The 14,261-nt window shown below is 60.1% G+C and carries 17 protein-coding genes; 7 read left to right on the top strand and 10 right to left on the bottom strand.

The features are described from left to right. Window positions 1-33 precede the first annotated feature (33 nt). Window positions 34-798, bottom strand: coding sequence for an AraC family transcriptional regulator (locus tag ACP3TY_RS17775; RefSeq protein WP_053118248.1), 765 nt, complete (start codon window positions 796-798; stop codon window positions 34-36). 133 nt (window positions 799-931) lie between these two features. Between ACP3TY_RS17775 and ACP3TY_RS17770 the strand changes: the two genes are divergently transcribed. Then, window positions 932-1,747, top strand: coding sequence for a UDP-2,3-diacylglucosamine diphosphatase (locus ACP3TY_RS17770; protein WP_426618095.1), 816 nt, complete (start codon window positions 932-934; stop codon window positions 1,745-1,747). Window positions 1,748-1,824: 77 nt separating this feature from the next. On the opposite strand, the gene ACP3TY_RS17765 is transcribed toward ACP3TY_RS17770, so the two are convergent. Both ACP3TY_RS17765 and ACP3TY_RS17760 read right to left on the bottom strand, forming a co-directional pair. Continuing rightward, window positions 1,825-2,415 carry an HD domain-containing protein gene (locus ACP3TY_RS17765; RefSeq protein WP_212545153.1) on the bottom strand — a complete coding sequence of 197 codons (591 nt, stop codon included), beginning with the start codon at window positions 2,413-2,415 and terminating at the stop codon, window positions 1,825-1,827. A 25-nt stretch (window positions 2,416-2,440) separates the two neighbouring features. Continuing rightward, entirely contained in the window at window positions 2,441-2,752 is a 312-nt protein-coding gene (locus ACP3TY_RS17760; protein WP_053118254.1) for a DUF962 domain-containing protein, read from the bottom strand. A gap of 164 nt (window positions 2,753-2,916) precedes the next feature. Here ACP3TY_RS17760 and ACP3TY_RS17755 point away from each other — a divergent pair, with 164 nt between their 5' ends. Beyond that, on the top strand, window positions 2,917-3,978 hold the full coding sequence (locus ACP3TY_RS17755; protein WP_212545152.1) for an AraC family transcriptional regulator: 1,062 nt from the start codon (window positions 2,917-2,919) through the stop codon (window positions 3,976-3,978). Here the strand turns inward: ACP3TY_RS17755 and ACP3TY_RS17750 are convergent. Next, on the bottom strand, window positions 3,935-5,389 hold the full coding sequence (locus ACP3TY_RS17750) for a TrkH family potassium uptake protein (protein ID WP_008087314.1): 1,455 nt from the start codon (window positions 5,387-5,389) through the stop codon (window positions 3,935-3,937). The genes ACP3TY_RS17755 and ACP3TY_RS17750 overlap by 44 nt on opposite strands. Before the next feature lie 121 nt (window positions 5,390-5,510). On the opposite strand from ACP3TY_RS17750, the gene ACP3TY_RS17745 reads away from it, so the two are divergent. After that, window positions 5,511-6,077 (top strand): NAD(P)H nitroreductase, encoded by a 567-nt coding sequence (locus ACP3TY_RS17745; protein ID WP_426618094.1) that lies wholly within the window; start codon window positions 5,511-5,513, stop codon window positions 6,075-6,077. A 95-nt stretch (window positions 6,078-6,172) separates the two neighbouring features. Here the strand turns inward: ACP3TY_RS17745 and ACP3TY_RS17740 are convergent, their stop codons facing one another. The 6 genes from ACP3TY_RS17740 to ACP3TY_RS17715 all read right to left on the bottom strand — a co-directional run bounded on the left by ACP3TY_RS17740 (window position 6,173) and on the right by ACP3TY_RS17715 (window position 10,811). Continuing rightward, window positions 6,173-7,513 carry a sensor histidine kinase gene (locus ACP3TY_RS17740; protein WP_401241151.1) on the bottom strand — a complete coding sequence of 447 codons (1,341 nt, stop codon included), beginning with the start codon at window positions 7,511-7,513 and terminating at the stop codon, window positions 6,173-6,175. Between the two features lie 175 nt (window positions 7,514-7,688). Then, window positions 7,689-8,138, bottom strand: a complete 450-nt coding sequence (locus ACP3TY_RS17735) for a Spy/CpxP family protein refolding chaperone (protein ID WP_053118259.1) — start codon at window positions 8,136-8,138, stop codon at window positions 7,689-7,691. A 301-nt stretch (window positions 8,139-8,439) separates the two neighbouring features. After that, the gene (locus ACP3TY_RS17730; RefSeq protein WP_053118261.1) at window positions 8,440-9,117 is read right to left on the bottom strand and encodes a response regulator transcription factor; all 678 of its coding nucleotides are present in this window, start codon (window positions 9,115-9,117) and stop codon (window positions 8,440-8,442) included. Window positions 9,118-9,124: 7 nt separating this feature from the next. Then, the gene (locus ACP3TY_RS17725; protein ID WP_426618093.1) at window positions 9,125-9,535 is read right to left on the bottom strand and encodes a translation initiation factor 2; all 411 of its coding nucleotides are present in this window, start codon (window positions 9,533-9,535) and stop codon (window positions 9,125-9,127) included. Window positions 9,536-9,910: 375 nt separating this feature from the next. Then, on the bottom strand, window positions 9,911-10,210 hold the full coding sequence (locus ACP3TY_RS17720; protein WP_007919677.1) for a YciI family protein: 300 nt from the start codon (window positions 10,208-10,210) through the stop codon (window positions 9,911-9,913). 1 nt (window position 10,211) lies between these two features. Further along, complete coding sequence (locus ACP3TY_RS17715; RefSeq protein WP_053118264.1) at window positions 10,212-10,811, bottom strand: septation protein A; 600 nt, start codon at window positions 10,809-10,811, stop codon at window positions 10,212-10,214. A gap of 87 nt (window positions 10,812-10,898) precedes the next feature. Here ACP3TY_RS17715 and ACP3TY_RS17710 point away from each other — a divergent pair, with 87 nt between their 5' ends. From ACP3TY_RS17710 to scpB, 4 genes are read left to right on the top strand one after another with little or no spacing between them, the layout of a single operon-like run. Further along, the gene (locus tag ACP3TY_RS17710; RefSeq protein ID WP_426618092.1) at window positions 10,899-11,762 is read left to right on the top strand and encodes a PHP domain-containing protein; all 864 of its coding nucleotides are present in this window, start codon (window positions 10,899-10,901) and stop codon (window positions 11,760-11,762) included. Window positions 11,763-11,775: 13 nt separating this feature from the next. Continuing rightward, on the top strand, window positions 11,776-12,405 hold the full coding sequence (locus tag ACP3TY_RS17705) for an L-threonylcarbamoyladenylate synthase (RefSeq protein ID WP_038363745.1): 630 nt from the start codon (window positions 11,776-11,778) through the stop codon (window positions 12,403-12,405). Next, window positions 12,406-13,227, top strand: a complete 822-nt coding sequence (locus tag ACP3TY_RS17700; protein WP_008088827.1) for a segregation and condensation protein A — start codon at window positions 12,406-12,408, stop codon at window positions 13,225-13,227. An 11-nt stretch (window positions 13,228-13,238) separates the two neighbouring features. Beyond that, the gene (gene scpB, locus ACP3TY_RS17695) at window positions 13,239-14,213 is read left to right on the top strand and encodes an SMC-Scp complex subunit ScpB (protein ID WP_159812590.1); all 975 of its coding nucleotides are present in this window, start codon (window positions 13,239-13,241) and stop codon (window positions 14,211-14,213) included. Window positions 14,214-14,261 lie beyond the last annotated feature (48 nt).

Genomic DNA, 14,261 nt, shown 5'->3' with positions numbered 1-14,261 from the left:
AAGCGTGTGGAGATCAGTAAGTCTGTCGGCGGACTATCGTCTTTTGTCGCCGGAGTCGCGGCGAAGCTGGCCGGGTGATGAGCCGAACTCGCGCAGGACGGCGGCCGAGAAGGCGCTTTGCGAGCTGTAACCGACGCGACTGGCAATCTCGCCCATCGGCAAAAGCGTGTCGCGCAACATTTGCACCGCCAGATGCAGGCGTCGACTGCGCATGTAATCCATCGGCGTCTGCCCGCATTCCGCCATAAACCGCGCATGCAGCCGCGCACTCGACAGCCCGGCAACCCGCGCCAGATCGGCAACTTGCAGCGGATAAGCCGCGTTCTGCTCGATGTGCGCATCCAGCGCCGCATAAGGCAAACGGCGGGCAGTCAGTTCGGCTGGTTTCGCATGATTGAGACTGGCCAGCAGTAATACCGAGCCTTGCTGCGCGATCAATGGATCGCTGACCGGGCTGTTCGCCAGCCAACTGACCAACTGACTCTGCCCGGAATCCAGCGACAGGCGCGCAGGCTGATCGAGCAAGCGGCGGCTGGCCTCGGCATGTTCACCCAACGAATCCACCAGCCATTGCCCGTCAGGAATGTCCATCACCAGACAACGACTGCCATCGGGACTGCCGCAAGCGTGGTGCGCGCCCGAAGGGATCACCACAAAACTTTGCTGACGCACCTGACTGCCACGGCCCTCGACCTCGAAATCCAGCGCACCGGACAGCCCGAACACCAGTTGGGCGTGCTCGTGGCTGTGGACGATCAGATCGCGGGTGTACTGACGCAGGGTGAGAATCGGGCGCATAAACAAGTCTCCGGGCAGGCCTGCAGTCTACACCGGCGGGCGCAGTGTGCGCTGTCACACGACTGACTCGCGGCTGTCATGGTCGATTAACCGGACGCGCGCAGAGTGGCGAAAACATCGCAGAGGGTTGCCCATGACCAGCGCCGAGCTCGCCAGACCCAGCCGCAAACAACGGGTGCGAACCCTGTGGATCTCCGACGTGCACCTGGGCACGCGCGATTGCCAGGCCGAGCACTTGTCGACGTTCCTCAAGGGCTATCACGCCGACAAGGTGTATCTGGTCGGCGACATCATCGACGGCTGGAAACTGCGCGGCGGCATGTACTGGCCGCAAGCGCACACCAACGTGATCCGGCGCTTGCTCACCATGAGCAAGCGCGGCACCGAGGTGATCTATGTCACCGGCAATCACGATGAGTTCTTGCGCCGTTACTCGAAGCTGATTCTCGGCAATATTCAGTTGGTCGACGAAGCGGTGCATGTCACCGCCGATGGCCGCCATCTGTTGGTGATTCACGGCGATCAGTTTGATGTGATCACCCGATATCACCGCTGGCTGGCCTTCCTCGGCGATTCGGCTTACGAATTTACCCTGACCCTGAATCGCTGGCTCAACCACTGGCGGGCGCGCTATGGCTACGGCTATTGGTCGCTGTCGGCGTATCTCAAGCACAAGGTGAAGACGGCGGTGAGTTTTATCAGCGACTTCGAAGAAGCCATCGCCCATGAGTGCGTGAAGCGCGGGTTGCAGGGGGTGGTCTGCGGGCACATTCACCATGCCGAAATTCGTAAGGTCGGTGAGGTGGATTACCTCAACTGCGGCGATTGGGTGGAGTCGTGTACGGCGCTGATCGAGCATTGGGATGGCACGATCGAGTTGTATCGGCTGGCGGATGCGCAGGCGCGAGAGGCGGAGCTAAAAGCGGCTAAAGTCGCCGAACTCGCTTAAATGCAAAAGATCGCAGCCTTCGGCAGCTCCTACATGAGACCTGTGTAGGAGCTTCCGAAGGCTGCGATCTTTTGATCTTAGGCTGGGCTATGTTCTTCCATCGCCGCCTTGTAAATCGAGTTCTTCGGCTGCGCAAACAAGCGCTCCATCATCGGTTCAAAAAAGCTCAACGGCAGCGTGTCATACGCCGGATCAAACGCCGCCGCATCGTACTTGGCGCAAAACTCGGCCGTCGCCTGATACTGCGGATGCCCGGCAAACTGCTCGCGCAAATGCCGATCCATGCCCAAATGATGAAAGAAGTAGTACCCCTGAAACACCCCGTGTTTCTCTACCATCCACAAATTATCGGCACTGACAAACGGCTTGAGAATCGCCGCCGCAATGTCCGGATGGTTGTAAGAACCCAGAGTGTCACCAATGTCATGCAGCAACGCGCAGACCACGTATTCCTCGTCGCGACCATCACGAAAAGCGCGGGTTGCGGTTTGCAGCGAGTGGGTCAGGCGATCCACCGGGAAGCCGCCGAAGTCGCCTTCAAGCAATTTCAGGTGCGCCATGATCCGCGAGGGCAATTGTTTGGCGTAGGCGCTGAAGTCCGAGGCGATGATCGCCCAGTCTTCCTGCGTGCCATCCTTCATATGGGTGAAACGGGCATTGGCATTCATCGGCAAACCTCGTGTTTCTTATTGTTTAGAACGCCACGCGACCCAGGATCATGTCGCGGTACATGACGAAATCGCCGAGCAGGCTGTACAGCGGATGCTGGAAAGTCGCCGGCCGGTTCTTCTCGAAAAAGAAATGCCCGATCCAGGCAAAGCTGTACCCCGCCAATGGCACGGCCAATAACAGCAGCCAGGCGCCTTTGGCGATGGTCATCGCCAGAATGAAAATAACCAGCGTCGTGCCGATGAAATGCAGACGCCGGCAGGTGCTGTTGTTGTGCTCACTGAGGTAATACGGATAGAACTCAGCGAAGCTGTTGAATTGCTTGATGTTTTCCACGACCGCGTTCTCTGTGGTTATTGTTCTGGCGACGAGTTGTTCTGCGGGTAGCTTATTTGAGTCTAGAGTGATCATTGGCGTGGGCCAGTGACAATCGGCGCCACTTTAGTATCCTTCGCAAATCAGGCCGTAACATGCGGCCCATCATGTAAAAGAAAAACGCCATGAGCGAACGAACGACTTCTGCAAGCTGGGCGATGGGGATTGTCAAAGCATTGGAGATGGACGGCCTGGATTGCCGGGTTCTGTTCAAGCAACTGGGGCTCGATTACACGGCTCTGGATGATCCGGATGCACGCTTCCCGCAAGATTCCATGACCCGGCTCTGGCAACGGGCGGTCGAGCTGTCCGGTAATCCGGCGATCGGCCTGAACATGGGCAAAGTGGTGCGACCGGCATCGTTTCATGTCGCCGGTTACGCGCTGATGTCGAGCAATACGCTCGCTGAAGGCTTTCAACGGCTGGTGCGCTATCAGCGGATCATCGCCGAAAGTGCCGACCTGAGTTTTCGTCTGCTCGAAGAAGGCTATGCGCTGATTCTGACCGTGCACGGCGATCATCTGCCGCCGACCCGACAAAGCGCCGAAGCCTCTCTGGCCTGCGCGTTGGGCCTGTGCGGCTGGTTGAGCGGGCGTACGCTGCACCCGGTCAAAGTGTTGGTGCAGGGCGCCCAACCCGCCGATCTCGAACCGTATAAACAAGCTTTCCATGCGCCGTTGGTGTTCAACGCGCCATACGATGCGCTGATCTTCGAACGCGCCGACATGGAAGCGCCGCTGCCCACCGCCAACGAGGCGATGGCGCTGCTGCATGATCGTTTTGCCGGGGAATATCTGGCGCGGTTTTCCGAGAGCCGGGTCACGCACAAGGCACGGCAGGTGCTGTGCCGTTTACTCCCGCAAGGCGAGCCGAAGCGCGACACCGTGGCGCAAACTCTGCATTTATCTCAGCGCACGTTGCAGCGGCGCTTGCAGGAGGAGGGCACGAGTTTTCAGCAGTTGCTCGATGACACCCGCCGCGAACTGGCCGAGCAGTATCTGGCGCAACCGAGCATGACCTTGCTGGAAATCGCTTATCTGTTGGGCTTCGCCGACCCGAGCAATTTCTTTCGCGCCTTCCGCCGCTGGTTCGACACCACGCCCGGCGATTACCGGGCGCGGCTGTTGCAGGCGCCGAACGCGGTCAATGACGCCAAAATGCCGGAATACACAGCACAAACACCGTAATGATCTCGAGTCGGCCGAGCAGCATGCCGAACGACAGAATCCACTTCGCCGCATCCGGCAGGGTGGCGAAGTTGCCCGCCGGGCCAATGGTTTCGCCCAGGCCGGGGCCAACGCCGGACACGGTGCTGGCAGCGCCGGTCAGCGCGGTCATCCAGTCGACGCCGAGCAGCGATAGCAGCAGGGCGATCACGCAGATGGTGATGGCGAAAAAGAACGAAAAGGTCAGAATCGAACGCACGATCTCTTCGTCGAGACGGTGACCGTTGTACTTCTGCTTGATCACCGCGCGTGGATGAATCAACTGATTAAGGTTGGCCTTGAGCAGGATGTAGGCGACCTGGAAACGGAAAATCTTGATCCCGCCCGCGGTCGAGCCGGAGCAGCCGCCGACAAAACCCAGATAGAAAAACAGCATCAGCGAGAAGTTGCCCCACAGGCTGTAATCGCCGAGGGCGAAACCAGTGGTGGTGACCACCGAGGTCACGTTCAGCGCTACGTGGCGCAGCGCGTCCAGCCAATGCAGGTTGGTCGTCCACCAATACCAGGTGCCAAGCACCAGCCACGTCACCAGCAACATCCCCAGCAAACCCTGCACCTGCTGATCGCGGATCAACGCCTTGCGGTTGCCGCGCATGGTCGCCACGTACAGGGTGAACGGCAGGCTGCCGAGAATCATGATCACCACCGCAACCCAGTGCACCGCCGGTTGCGTCCACTTGGCCAGCGACTGGTCGGAGGTCGAGAAGCCGCCGGTGGAAATCGCCGACATCGCGTGGTTGATCGCATCGAACGGGCTCATCCCGGCCCACCAGAATGCGAGGCTGCCGACAATGGTGATGCCGACGTACGCTGCCACGATCAGGCGCGCCACCATGTGCGAGCGCGGCATGACCTTTTCCGAACGGTCGGACGATTCAGTCTGGAACAGGCGCATGCCACCGATGCGCAACAGCGGCAGAATTGCCACCGCCATACCGATAAAGCCGATGCCGCCGATCCAGTGCAGCAACGAGCGCCACATCAGGATGCCGGGGGACATGTCGTCGAGATGATTGAGCACGGTCGAACCGGTGGCGGTGATCCCGGACATACTCTCGAAAAACGAGTCGGTGTAGCTGATGTGCTGGGTCAGCAGAAACGGCAGCGCGGCGAAAATGCACACCACCAGCCAACTGCTGACGGTGAGCAAATACATGTCGCGCGGGCGCAAATGAATGTGTTCGGGCCGACCCGGAATCACCAGCGCGAGGCCGGCGACGAAGGTGATCATGCTCGCCCAGAGGAACGACGGCAGATCGCTGGTGCGATCGAAAATCACCAGGGTGGCCATGGGCACGACCATGGCGACAGCCAGCGTGATCAGGAAGATGCCGATGATGAAACCAATGATCCGTAAGGTCGGCAACGCCATGAAGTCCGCTCGGGCTGTGGTGGGGAGGGCGCCATTCTACCTGCGGGGCAGGGCATGTAAACCGGCATCCTGTTGGCAGTTACAGCTAGAATAACCGCACATATTTTTCAGGAGGTGGCCGATGCAGGCTCTCGACGCGTTGCTCAACCGTGTTTCCGTTCCACGACTGGTCGAACCGGCCCCTACTGCCGAACAGCGCGAAGCCTTGTTTGGCGCCGCGATGCGCGCACCGGATCACGGGCATCTGCAGCCGTATCGCTTCCTGACCGTCGAAGGCGCGGCGCGCGAGCAAATGGGCGAGTTGCTGGCCGAAGCGGCGCAGCAGCAGGCAGGCGAAGTCACCGAAGCGATGATCGACAAGGCCCGCAACGGCCCGCTGCGAGCGCCGTTGGTGGTTGTGGTGATCGCTAAATTGCAGGAACACGTGAAGTATCCGAAGGCTGAGCAGTTACTCGCCGCCGGGTGCGCGGCGCACGGGATTTTGCTGGCGGCGTATGCGCAGGGGATTGGCGCGGTGTGGCGCACCGGGGATTTGGCGTATTCCCGGCACGTGGCGCAGGGTTTGGGCTTGGCGGAAGGTGAAGAAGTGATCGCATTCCTCTACCTCGGCACCCCACAGAAAGAACCGCGTGTGGCGGAGAAGGTTGACCTGGCCGAGTTCGTCAGCGCCTGGCCCGGTAAGGCTTAAAATCAAAAGATCGCAGCCTGCGGCAGCTCCTACATTGGAATGCGTTTTCCTGTAGGAGCTGCCGCAGGCTGCGATCTTTTTGCATCATCGAAAATCTACGGCTGAACCACCGCGCCCGGCACCAACGGCAATTCCAGACTCGCGACAAACCCGCCCTGCGGATGATTGGCCAACGTCAAACTCCCGCCATGCCGCTCCGCCGCCCGCCGCGCAATCGCCAGGCCCAAACCATGTCCCGCCGCCGTCTGCCCCGGCGCGCGATAGAACGGTTCACCCAACTGACTCAAATGTTCGGCCTGCACCCCCGGCCCATGGTCGCGCACGCTGACGATAATTTTTTCGCCCTGACGCGAGGCCTGCATTTCAATCGCCTGACCCTCGGGGTTGAAGCGCTGAGCATTACGCAGAAGATTATCGACGGCCCGCTCAATCATCGTCGGCCAACCTTTGAGTTGCAGATTCGGTTCAACGTCCAGACGCACTGTCTGCTCGGGCGAACCGAGTTTTGCGTCCTTCTGCAAAGTACTCAGCAGGGCATTCAAGTCCACGTCTTCCGCACTGGCGTTGTCCGCATCGACCCGTGCCAGCACCAGAATCTCGCTGATCAACGCTTCGAGGCGATCGCACTCGCGGGTCAGGCGCGGCCAAAGCTTTTCGCGTTCTTCCGGATTGGCCCGTTCGGCCAGCGCCAAAGCAATGCGCAGCCGCGCCAGTGGTGAACGTAATTCGTGGGAAACGTCGCGCAGCAACTGGCGCTGGCTGCCGATCAGGCTTTGCAAGCGCGCGCCCATGCGGTTGAAGTCGGTGGCGAGTACGCCGAATTCATCGCGGCGGTTGGCCAGTTTGGCCAGGCTGTTTTGCTGATAGGTGGTCTGCCCCAGATCATGCACCGCGCCGCGTAATCGACTGAGCGGGCGGGTGATGGAGAAAGTTACCAGTAAGCTGAACAGGGTCAGTACGACCAGCGCGATGCCCAACGCACTCAGCGGCCAAAGCAGGCTTTCGCGGTGCCAGGCGTCGAGTTCCGGGTGCGGGATGCGGTAGATGAACAGGTAGGTGTCGCCGGTTTTTTCGCTGGTGAATTCGTCAGTGAGGCGGCGCCATGGCAGGCGGCGGTCATCGTTGTTCTGCCGGGCTTCGAACGCGGCGGCGCGGCGCGGGAAGGTGCCGCGTACGACCGGATCGCCGGATTCGTTCAGCACCTGGACGTCGATGTGATATTGACGTTTGCGTTGTTCGAGGATGTCCTGAGCGGCTTCCTCGCCCTGGGCTTCGTAGGTTTGCGTCCAGTCGCCGGCCAAGGTGTTGAGGCCCGGATGGCGGCTGAGGATCCACGCGTCCTGATTGAGCATATGCCCGAGCAGAATCGACAACCCGGCCACCAATGCGATGGCCAGCCAGAAGCTCGCGAGAATACGCCAGAACAATGAACGCACAGAAAATCCTCAATCAAACATAAACCACTGTAGGAGCTGCGGCACGCTGCGATCTGATCGTTCCCATGCTCTGCGTGGGAATCCCACAGTCAAAAGATCGCAGCGTGCCGCAGCTCCTACAGGGGCAAGTGCAAACAGGCCCAACGGGGTTAGCCGTTGGGCCATGGTCAGAACATTATTGCGCTTTTTGCGGCTGTTGCGCTTTCCACGCCTTGAACTCGGCCCATTCGGCGCGGCGTTCAGCCTGCTTTTTCTGGATCTCGTCGAATTTCTTCTGTTGATCCGGCTTCAGCACCGCACGAACATCGGCCTCGCCTTTCTTGTGGTTGGCGGCCATCTCGTCTTTCAGGGCTTTCTGATCCGCTGGCGAGAGTTTTTCCAGGTACTTGTCGACCACTTGCTTACGCTCGTGCATCTGCTCGCCCATGATCTTGCGGATCTGCTCGCGTTGTTCGCGGGACAGGTCGAGTTGGCTGTACGGGCCTTTGCCGTGCATGCCGTGCATCTGACCGCCGTGGCGTGGGCCGTCGAGCGGGCCACCCATCGGGCCGCCATCTTGCGGCATGGCCATGGCGACGGTTGGCAGAGCGGCAGCGAACATCAGAGCGATAAGAGTCTTGCGCATGGTGAATCTCCTTGTCTCGTTCCCGGTACGTTCCGGATGAGTTCAGATTACGGAGATCAAGGTCAGCGGCGGTCAGCGCTACGTAAAGCTTGGGTAAAGACGCTTCGTCATCAGCCTTACACATATCCCTGTAGGAGCTGCGGCACGCTGCGATCTTTTGACTGTGGGACGCAGAGCGTCCCCGGCTGCATTCCCACGCAGAGCGTGGGAACGATCAGAAAAACAAGATCAAAAGATCGCAGCCTTCGGCAGCTCCTACAGGGGGCGATTTATCGTCATCCCCGTGCGGGACGGGCGTAATTCAGAGGCTGTAGTAGTAACCACGGCTGCGCAGGGCGACGATGCGTGGGCGGCCGTCGGGGTGGGGGCCGATTTTTTTGCGCAGGTTGCTGACGTGCATGTCGAGGCTGCGGTCGTACAGGGTCAGTTTGCGGCCAAGGGCGATCTGCGCCAGTTCCTGCTTGTCCAGTGGTTCGCCGGGCTGCTTGAGCAGCGCTTCGAGCAAACGACTTTCGGAAACAGTGAGGGTCAGTTCTTTCTCGTCGATGCTGACCACACCGCGCACCGGGCTGAAACTCAGGTCGCCCAGTTCCAGTTGCGTCGACACGGCGGCCGGGTGACTGCGGCGCAATACGGCGCGCAGACGCGCGGTCAGTTCACGCGGGTCACACGGTTTGGCCAGATAATCGTCGGCGCCGAGTTCCAGGCCGAGGATACGATCCAGCGGTTCGCCACGGGCCGACAACATCAACACCGGCAGATCAGCGTGATCGTTGCGCAACTGCTTGAGCAGTTCCAGACCGCTGCCGTCGGGCAGCATCACGTCCAGCACCACCGCCGCCGGAGCGGTTTCGGCCAACGCTTTACGGGCGCTCTGGCCATCGTGGCAGGCGCGCACCTGGAAGCCTTCCTGGCTTAACCAGCTACTCAGGAGTTCGCACAACTCCTGGTCATCATCAATCAGTAACAGCTCGCTCATGACTCACTCAATTTAGCCATTGCCGACGTTTTCGGCTTGCTCCACTGGCAAAGATACCGCAGAGCAGCGCCAATAGCGCTACCCCGGCTCCCGTGACGAACCACTGCTGTTGATCGGTCAACAAACGCGGGAGCGGGCTGGCCTGTGCTTCCTTGAGTTGCAGCTTGAGGCGCTGGTTCTCCTGGCGCAACCGGGCGAGCTGAGCGCTTTCGCGTTCGTTGTCGACATTTTGCAGTTGTTTGTTCAGTTCTTCTCGCTGCTGCTCGCTGGCCTTGAGGCGCTGCTGCAACTCGGTGATCTGGCTGCCGGCGCTCAATGACAATGGCGTGGAATTGCCGCCTTCGGCGTTTTCCTCACCATGGGCGGGCGCCATGATCGTCAGCGTGATCAACATCAGACACAACGAACCCTTGCGCATCGCAACACCTGCTTCCCAATGGATAGTGGGCAGGTTGTCGGCAGACGAACGAGAATAATGAGCGATTGAGATGGGTGAGAAGCGAGAAGGTTCAGTGCGCGGGAGGTGATGTTGGTGGCTGACAGATATTTTGTGGCTGATGAGTATTCTGTGGCAGGTGGGTATTTTGGGACAGCTGAGTATTTGAGTCAGATGAGTATTTGTGGTGAGGGGATTTAGCGAAACGTCGCACCGCCCCGTTCGGCTGCGCAGCAGTCGTGAATCAATGAATGCGGTGTGTCAGGCACACCGCATTGGATGGCTTTGGGGCGGCTTCGCCACCCAACGGGGATAAATCCCCTCGCCACAGAACCCCTCGGCACACTGCAGATCTGTTTAAGGGAGTACTTGTTTGAATGGTTTGACGACCACATTGGCATACACACCCGCCGCAATATACGGATCAGCATCAGCCCATGCCTGCGCAGCGCTCAGGGAGTCGAACTCGGCGACGATCAGGCTGCCGGTGAAACCTGCGGCGCCCGGATCATTGCTGTCGACGGCCGGGTGTGGGCCGGCCAATACGATGCGGCCTTCGCCCTTGAGCGCTTGCAGGCGCTCCAGATGCGCAGGGCGCGCGGCCAGGCGAGCTTCCAGCGAGTTGGCGACGTCGGTGGCAATGATTGCGTAGAGCATGTCAGTCCTCGGTTTTTGGTGTTGTTGGGGTATCGGCATCGTGCAGGTGGCGCGACAGGTAAATGCCCTGTGCGACCAGGAACACCAGGGTCATGCCCAGGCTGCCGAACACCTTGAAGTCCACCCAGTAGCTCTGGAAGGTGAAGGCGACGAACAGGTTGGCGGCCCCGCAGAACAGGAAAAAGGCGATCCAGGCGATGTTAAGGCGCGTCCAGACCGGATCCGGCAGGGTCAGCGCGTGGCCCATGATCCGTTTGATCAGCAGGCGGTCACCGATGAAGTGGCTGCCAATGAACGCGACGGCAAACAGCCAGTTGACCACCGGGGCTTTCCACTTGAGGAAGGTTTCGCTGTGGAAGGCCAGCGTCAGGCTACCGAACACCAGACACGCGATCAGGGTCAGCCACTGGCTCTTTTCCAGCTTGCGCTGTTTGATGAAAAGCGCGCCGTACACCACCAGGGAGCTGATGATCAGCATCGCGGTGGCGCTGTAAATACCGCCTACAGTGACTTCATGGCCCGCGACATCGACCACCCGTGGATCAAGTTTGTAAACGATGAAAAACAGCAGAAGCGGGATGAAATCGATGAATTGTTTCACAGTAAGAGCCAGAAGCTGGATGTGGCGGCATAATAACAAACATATGGGCGCGCGATAGCGCCAGCTGATTTGAGGTTACAACTCTCCGTGAATGTTGATTTGCACTGCCATAGCACGGCCTCCGATGGCGCACTGGCGCCTGCGGTTCTGGTTGCGCGTGCGTTCGAAAACGGCGTGCGAGTCCTGGCGTTGACCGACCACGACACCCTCGAAGGCCTCGCTGAAGCGCGCGCGACCGCCAATGAATTGGGCATGCAACTGGTCAACGGCGTCGAATTGTCCTGCACTTGGGGCGGCGCAACCATTCATGTGCTGGGCTACGGTTTCGACGTCAACGCCGCGCCGTTGGTCGAGGCCATCGCCAAATTGCACGATGGGCGCTGGCTGCGGTCGGAAGAAATAAGCCGCAAGCTCGCCCTCAAAGGCATGCCCGGCGCCCTCGACGGCGCGCGGAAAATCCAGCAGGAACTGGGCGACAGCGGCAACGCGCCGGCCCGTCCGCATTTCGCTGACTGGATGGTACGTGAAGGTTTCGTTAAGGATCGCGCAGAGGCCTTTCGCAAGTGGCTCGGCGCCGGCAAGTTGGGCGACGTCAAGCTGCACTGGCCGACGCTGGAAGACACCGTCGGCACGTTGCGGGCCGCCAATGCCTGGGTCAGCCTGGCGCATCCGTGGCACTACGATTTCACCCGCAGCAAGCGCCGAAAGCTGATTGCCGACTATATTCAAGCAGGCGGGCATGCAATCGAGGTGGTCAATGGCCACCAGCCTGCGGAACAGGTGGGCAGCCTGGCAATCCTTGCCCGTGAGTTCGGTCTGCTGGTCAGCGCCGGCAGTGACTTCCATGGCCCTGGCGGCTGGTCCGAGATCGGCCAGTACCGGCCGGTTCCCGAGGACCTTCCACCCCTGTGGTGTCGGTTCAAACATGACACAGATATTGCCGCCGTCTGAACAGGTAGAGAATGTGAGTCAATTTTTCCAGATTCATCCGGAAAACCCGCAAGCGCGCCTGATCAAACAGGCGGTCGAGATCATCCGCAAGGGCGGGGTAGTGGTGTATCCCACGGACTCTTCCTACGCGATCGGTTGCCAGATCGGCGACAAGACTGCCATCGAACGTGTGCGACGCCTGCGTCAGCTCGATGAAAAGCACAACTTCGCGCTGATCTGCAGCGACCTGTCGCAACTGGGCAATTACGCCAAGATCGACACCGGCACCTTCCGCATTCTCAAGGCGCACCTGCCGGGGCCTTACACTTTTATTCTCAACGCTACCCGCGAAGTGCCGCGCCTGTTGCTGCACCCGAAGAAACGCACCATCGGTCTGCGCGTGCCGAGCCATCCGATTGCGCTGGCGCTGCTGGCCGAACTGGGCGAGCCGCTGATGAGCGTGACCCTGATCATGCCCGGCGATGAAGACCCGCTCAGCGATCCGTACGAAATGCGTCAGTTGCTCGAACACCAGGTGGACTTGATCGTGGATGGCGGTTTCGGCGGCATCAAAGCCTCCACCGTGATCGACCTGACCGGCGACGACCCGGAAGTGGTGCGCGTCGGTTGCGGCGATCCGACGCCATTCATGGTCGAGGCCTGAATGTCCGCAGTGGAAACCGTTGTCGATCCCCAGGCCGATGCTCAGCAGGAACTGCCGTTTGCCATGGTCTATGGCCAGGCGGTCATGGAAATGCCGCTCGACCTGTACATCCCGCCGGATGCGCTCGAGGTGTTTCTTGAAGCCTTCGAAGGCCCGCTCGACCTGCTGCTGTACCTGATCCGCAAACAGAACATCAACATTCTCGACATCCCGGTGGCGGAAATCACCCGCCAGTACATGGGTTACGTCGAGTTGATGCAGTCGGTGCGCCTGGAACTCGCCGCCGAGTATCTGGTGATGGCGGCAATGCTCGCCGAGATCAAGTCGCGCATGCTCCTGCCGCGCGCCGAAACTGTCGAAGACGAAGAAGACGACCCGCGCGCCGAACTGATCCGCCGTTTGCAGGAATACGAGCGTTTCAAGGCTGCCGCCGAAGGCATCGACAACCTCAGCCGCGTCGGCCGCGACGTGGTCGTGCCCAAGCTCGATGCCCCGGAAGCCCGCGCGCGCAAGCTGTTGCCGGATGTAGCTCTGGAAGAAATTTTGATGTGCATGGCCGAAGTGTTGCGCCGTGGCGATATGTTTGAAAGCCACCAGGTCAGTCGTGAAGCACTGTCCACCCGCGAACGCATGAGCGATGTGCTGGAACGCCTCAAGGGCGGCGGTTTTGTGCCGTTTGTCGAGCTGTTCACTGCCGAAGAGGGCAGGCTGGGTGTGGTGGTGACCTTTATGGCAATCCTTGAACTGGTCAAGGAATCCTTGGTCGAGCTGGTGCAGAATGAGCCGTTCGCCGCGATCCACGTGCGAGCCCGAGCCGAATAACGAGTCGAAACATGAACCTGACTGAACCCCGCGAGCTGGCTCCCCTGCTTGAAGCCTTTCTGTTGGCCTCGGGAAAGCCGCAATCCCTTGAGCGTCTTTTTGAACTGTTCGAAGAGGGCGAACGGCCTGAGCCTGCAGTCTTCAAGAAAGCCCTGACCCTGCTGGGCAAGTCCTGCGAGGGCCGTGCGTTCGAGCTCAAGGAAGTCTCGTCGGGCTATCGCCTGCAGATTCGCGAGAAGTTTTCGCCGTGGGTTGGCCGACTCTGGGAGGAGCGCCCGCAGCGTTATTCCCGTGCCCTGCTGGAAACCATCGCGCTGATCGCCTATCGCCAGCCAATCACCCGTGGCGAGATCGAAGACGTGCGTGGTGTGGCGGTGAACAGCAACATCGTCAAAACCTTGCTGGAGCGCGAGTGGATTCGTGTTGTCGGTTACCGCGACGTGCCGGGCAAACCGGCGATGTTCGCCACCACCAAGATGTTTCTCGATCACTTCAACCTGAAGAACCTCGAAGACCTGCCGCCACTGGCCGAGCTGCGCGAAATGGAAACTGATCCGGTGCTCGATTTCGACGACGCGCCAGTGCCGCAGAGTTTGCAGGAACTGGCCGACGCCAGTGCCGAGCCGGAGGAAGAGAAAGAAGAAACCAGTTTCCACACCTTGCTGCTGGAGCTGGACAGCATGGAGGAGGGGATCAAGACCGACTTCGACGATTTGCTGCGGGATGCGGCGGACGGTGAGGCGCCGATGCCCGAAACAGAAATTGAGTCTGAGCCCGAGCCCGTCATTGAAGTTGAACTTGAAGCCGAGCCAGAAGCCGAACCGGAAGAGGACATTCTCGGCGTCGCCGAAGCGCGCGAAAAGCTGTTGGCCGCCGTCGCCGCCCTCGAACAACCCGCGCCCGAACCCGAGCTGAGCGAAGAAGAAGCCGAAGCCCGCGCACTGGCCGAAGCCATCGAAGCCGAACGCCGCGAGTTCGAAGACTGAGGGGCGCCGAAAAGATCGCAGCCTTCGGCAGCTTCTACAAGGGCCGCA

The sequence above is a fragment of the Pseudomonas rustica genome, from assembly GCF_049959085.1.
Classification (GTDB): Bacteria; Pseudomonadota; Gammaproteobacteria; order Pseudomonadales; family Pseudomonadaceae; genus Aquipseudomonas; species Aquipseudomonas rustica.
This window is presented reverse-complemented; position numbering and strand designations above follow the sequence as displayed.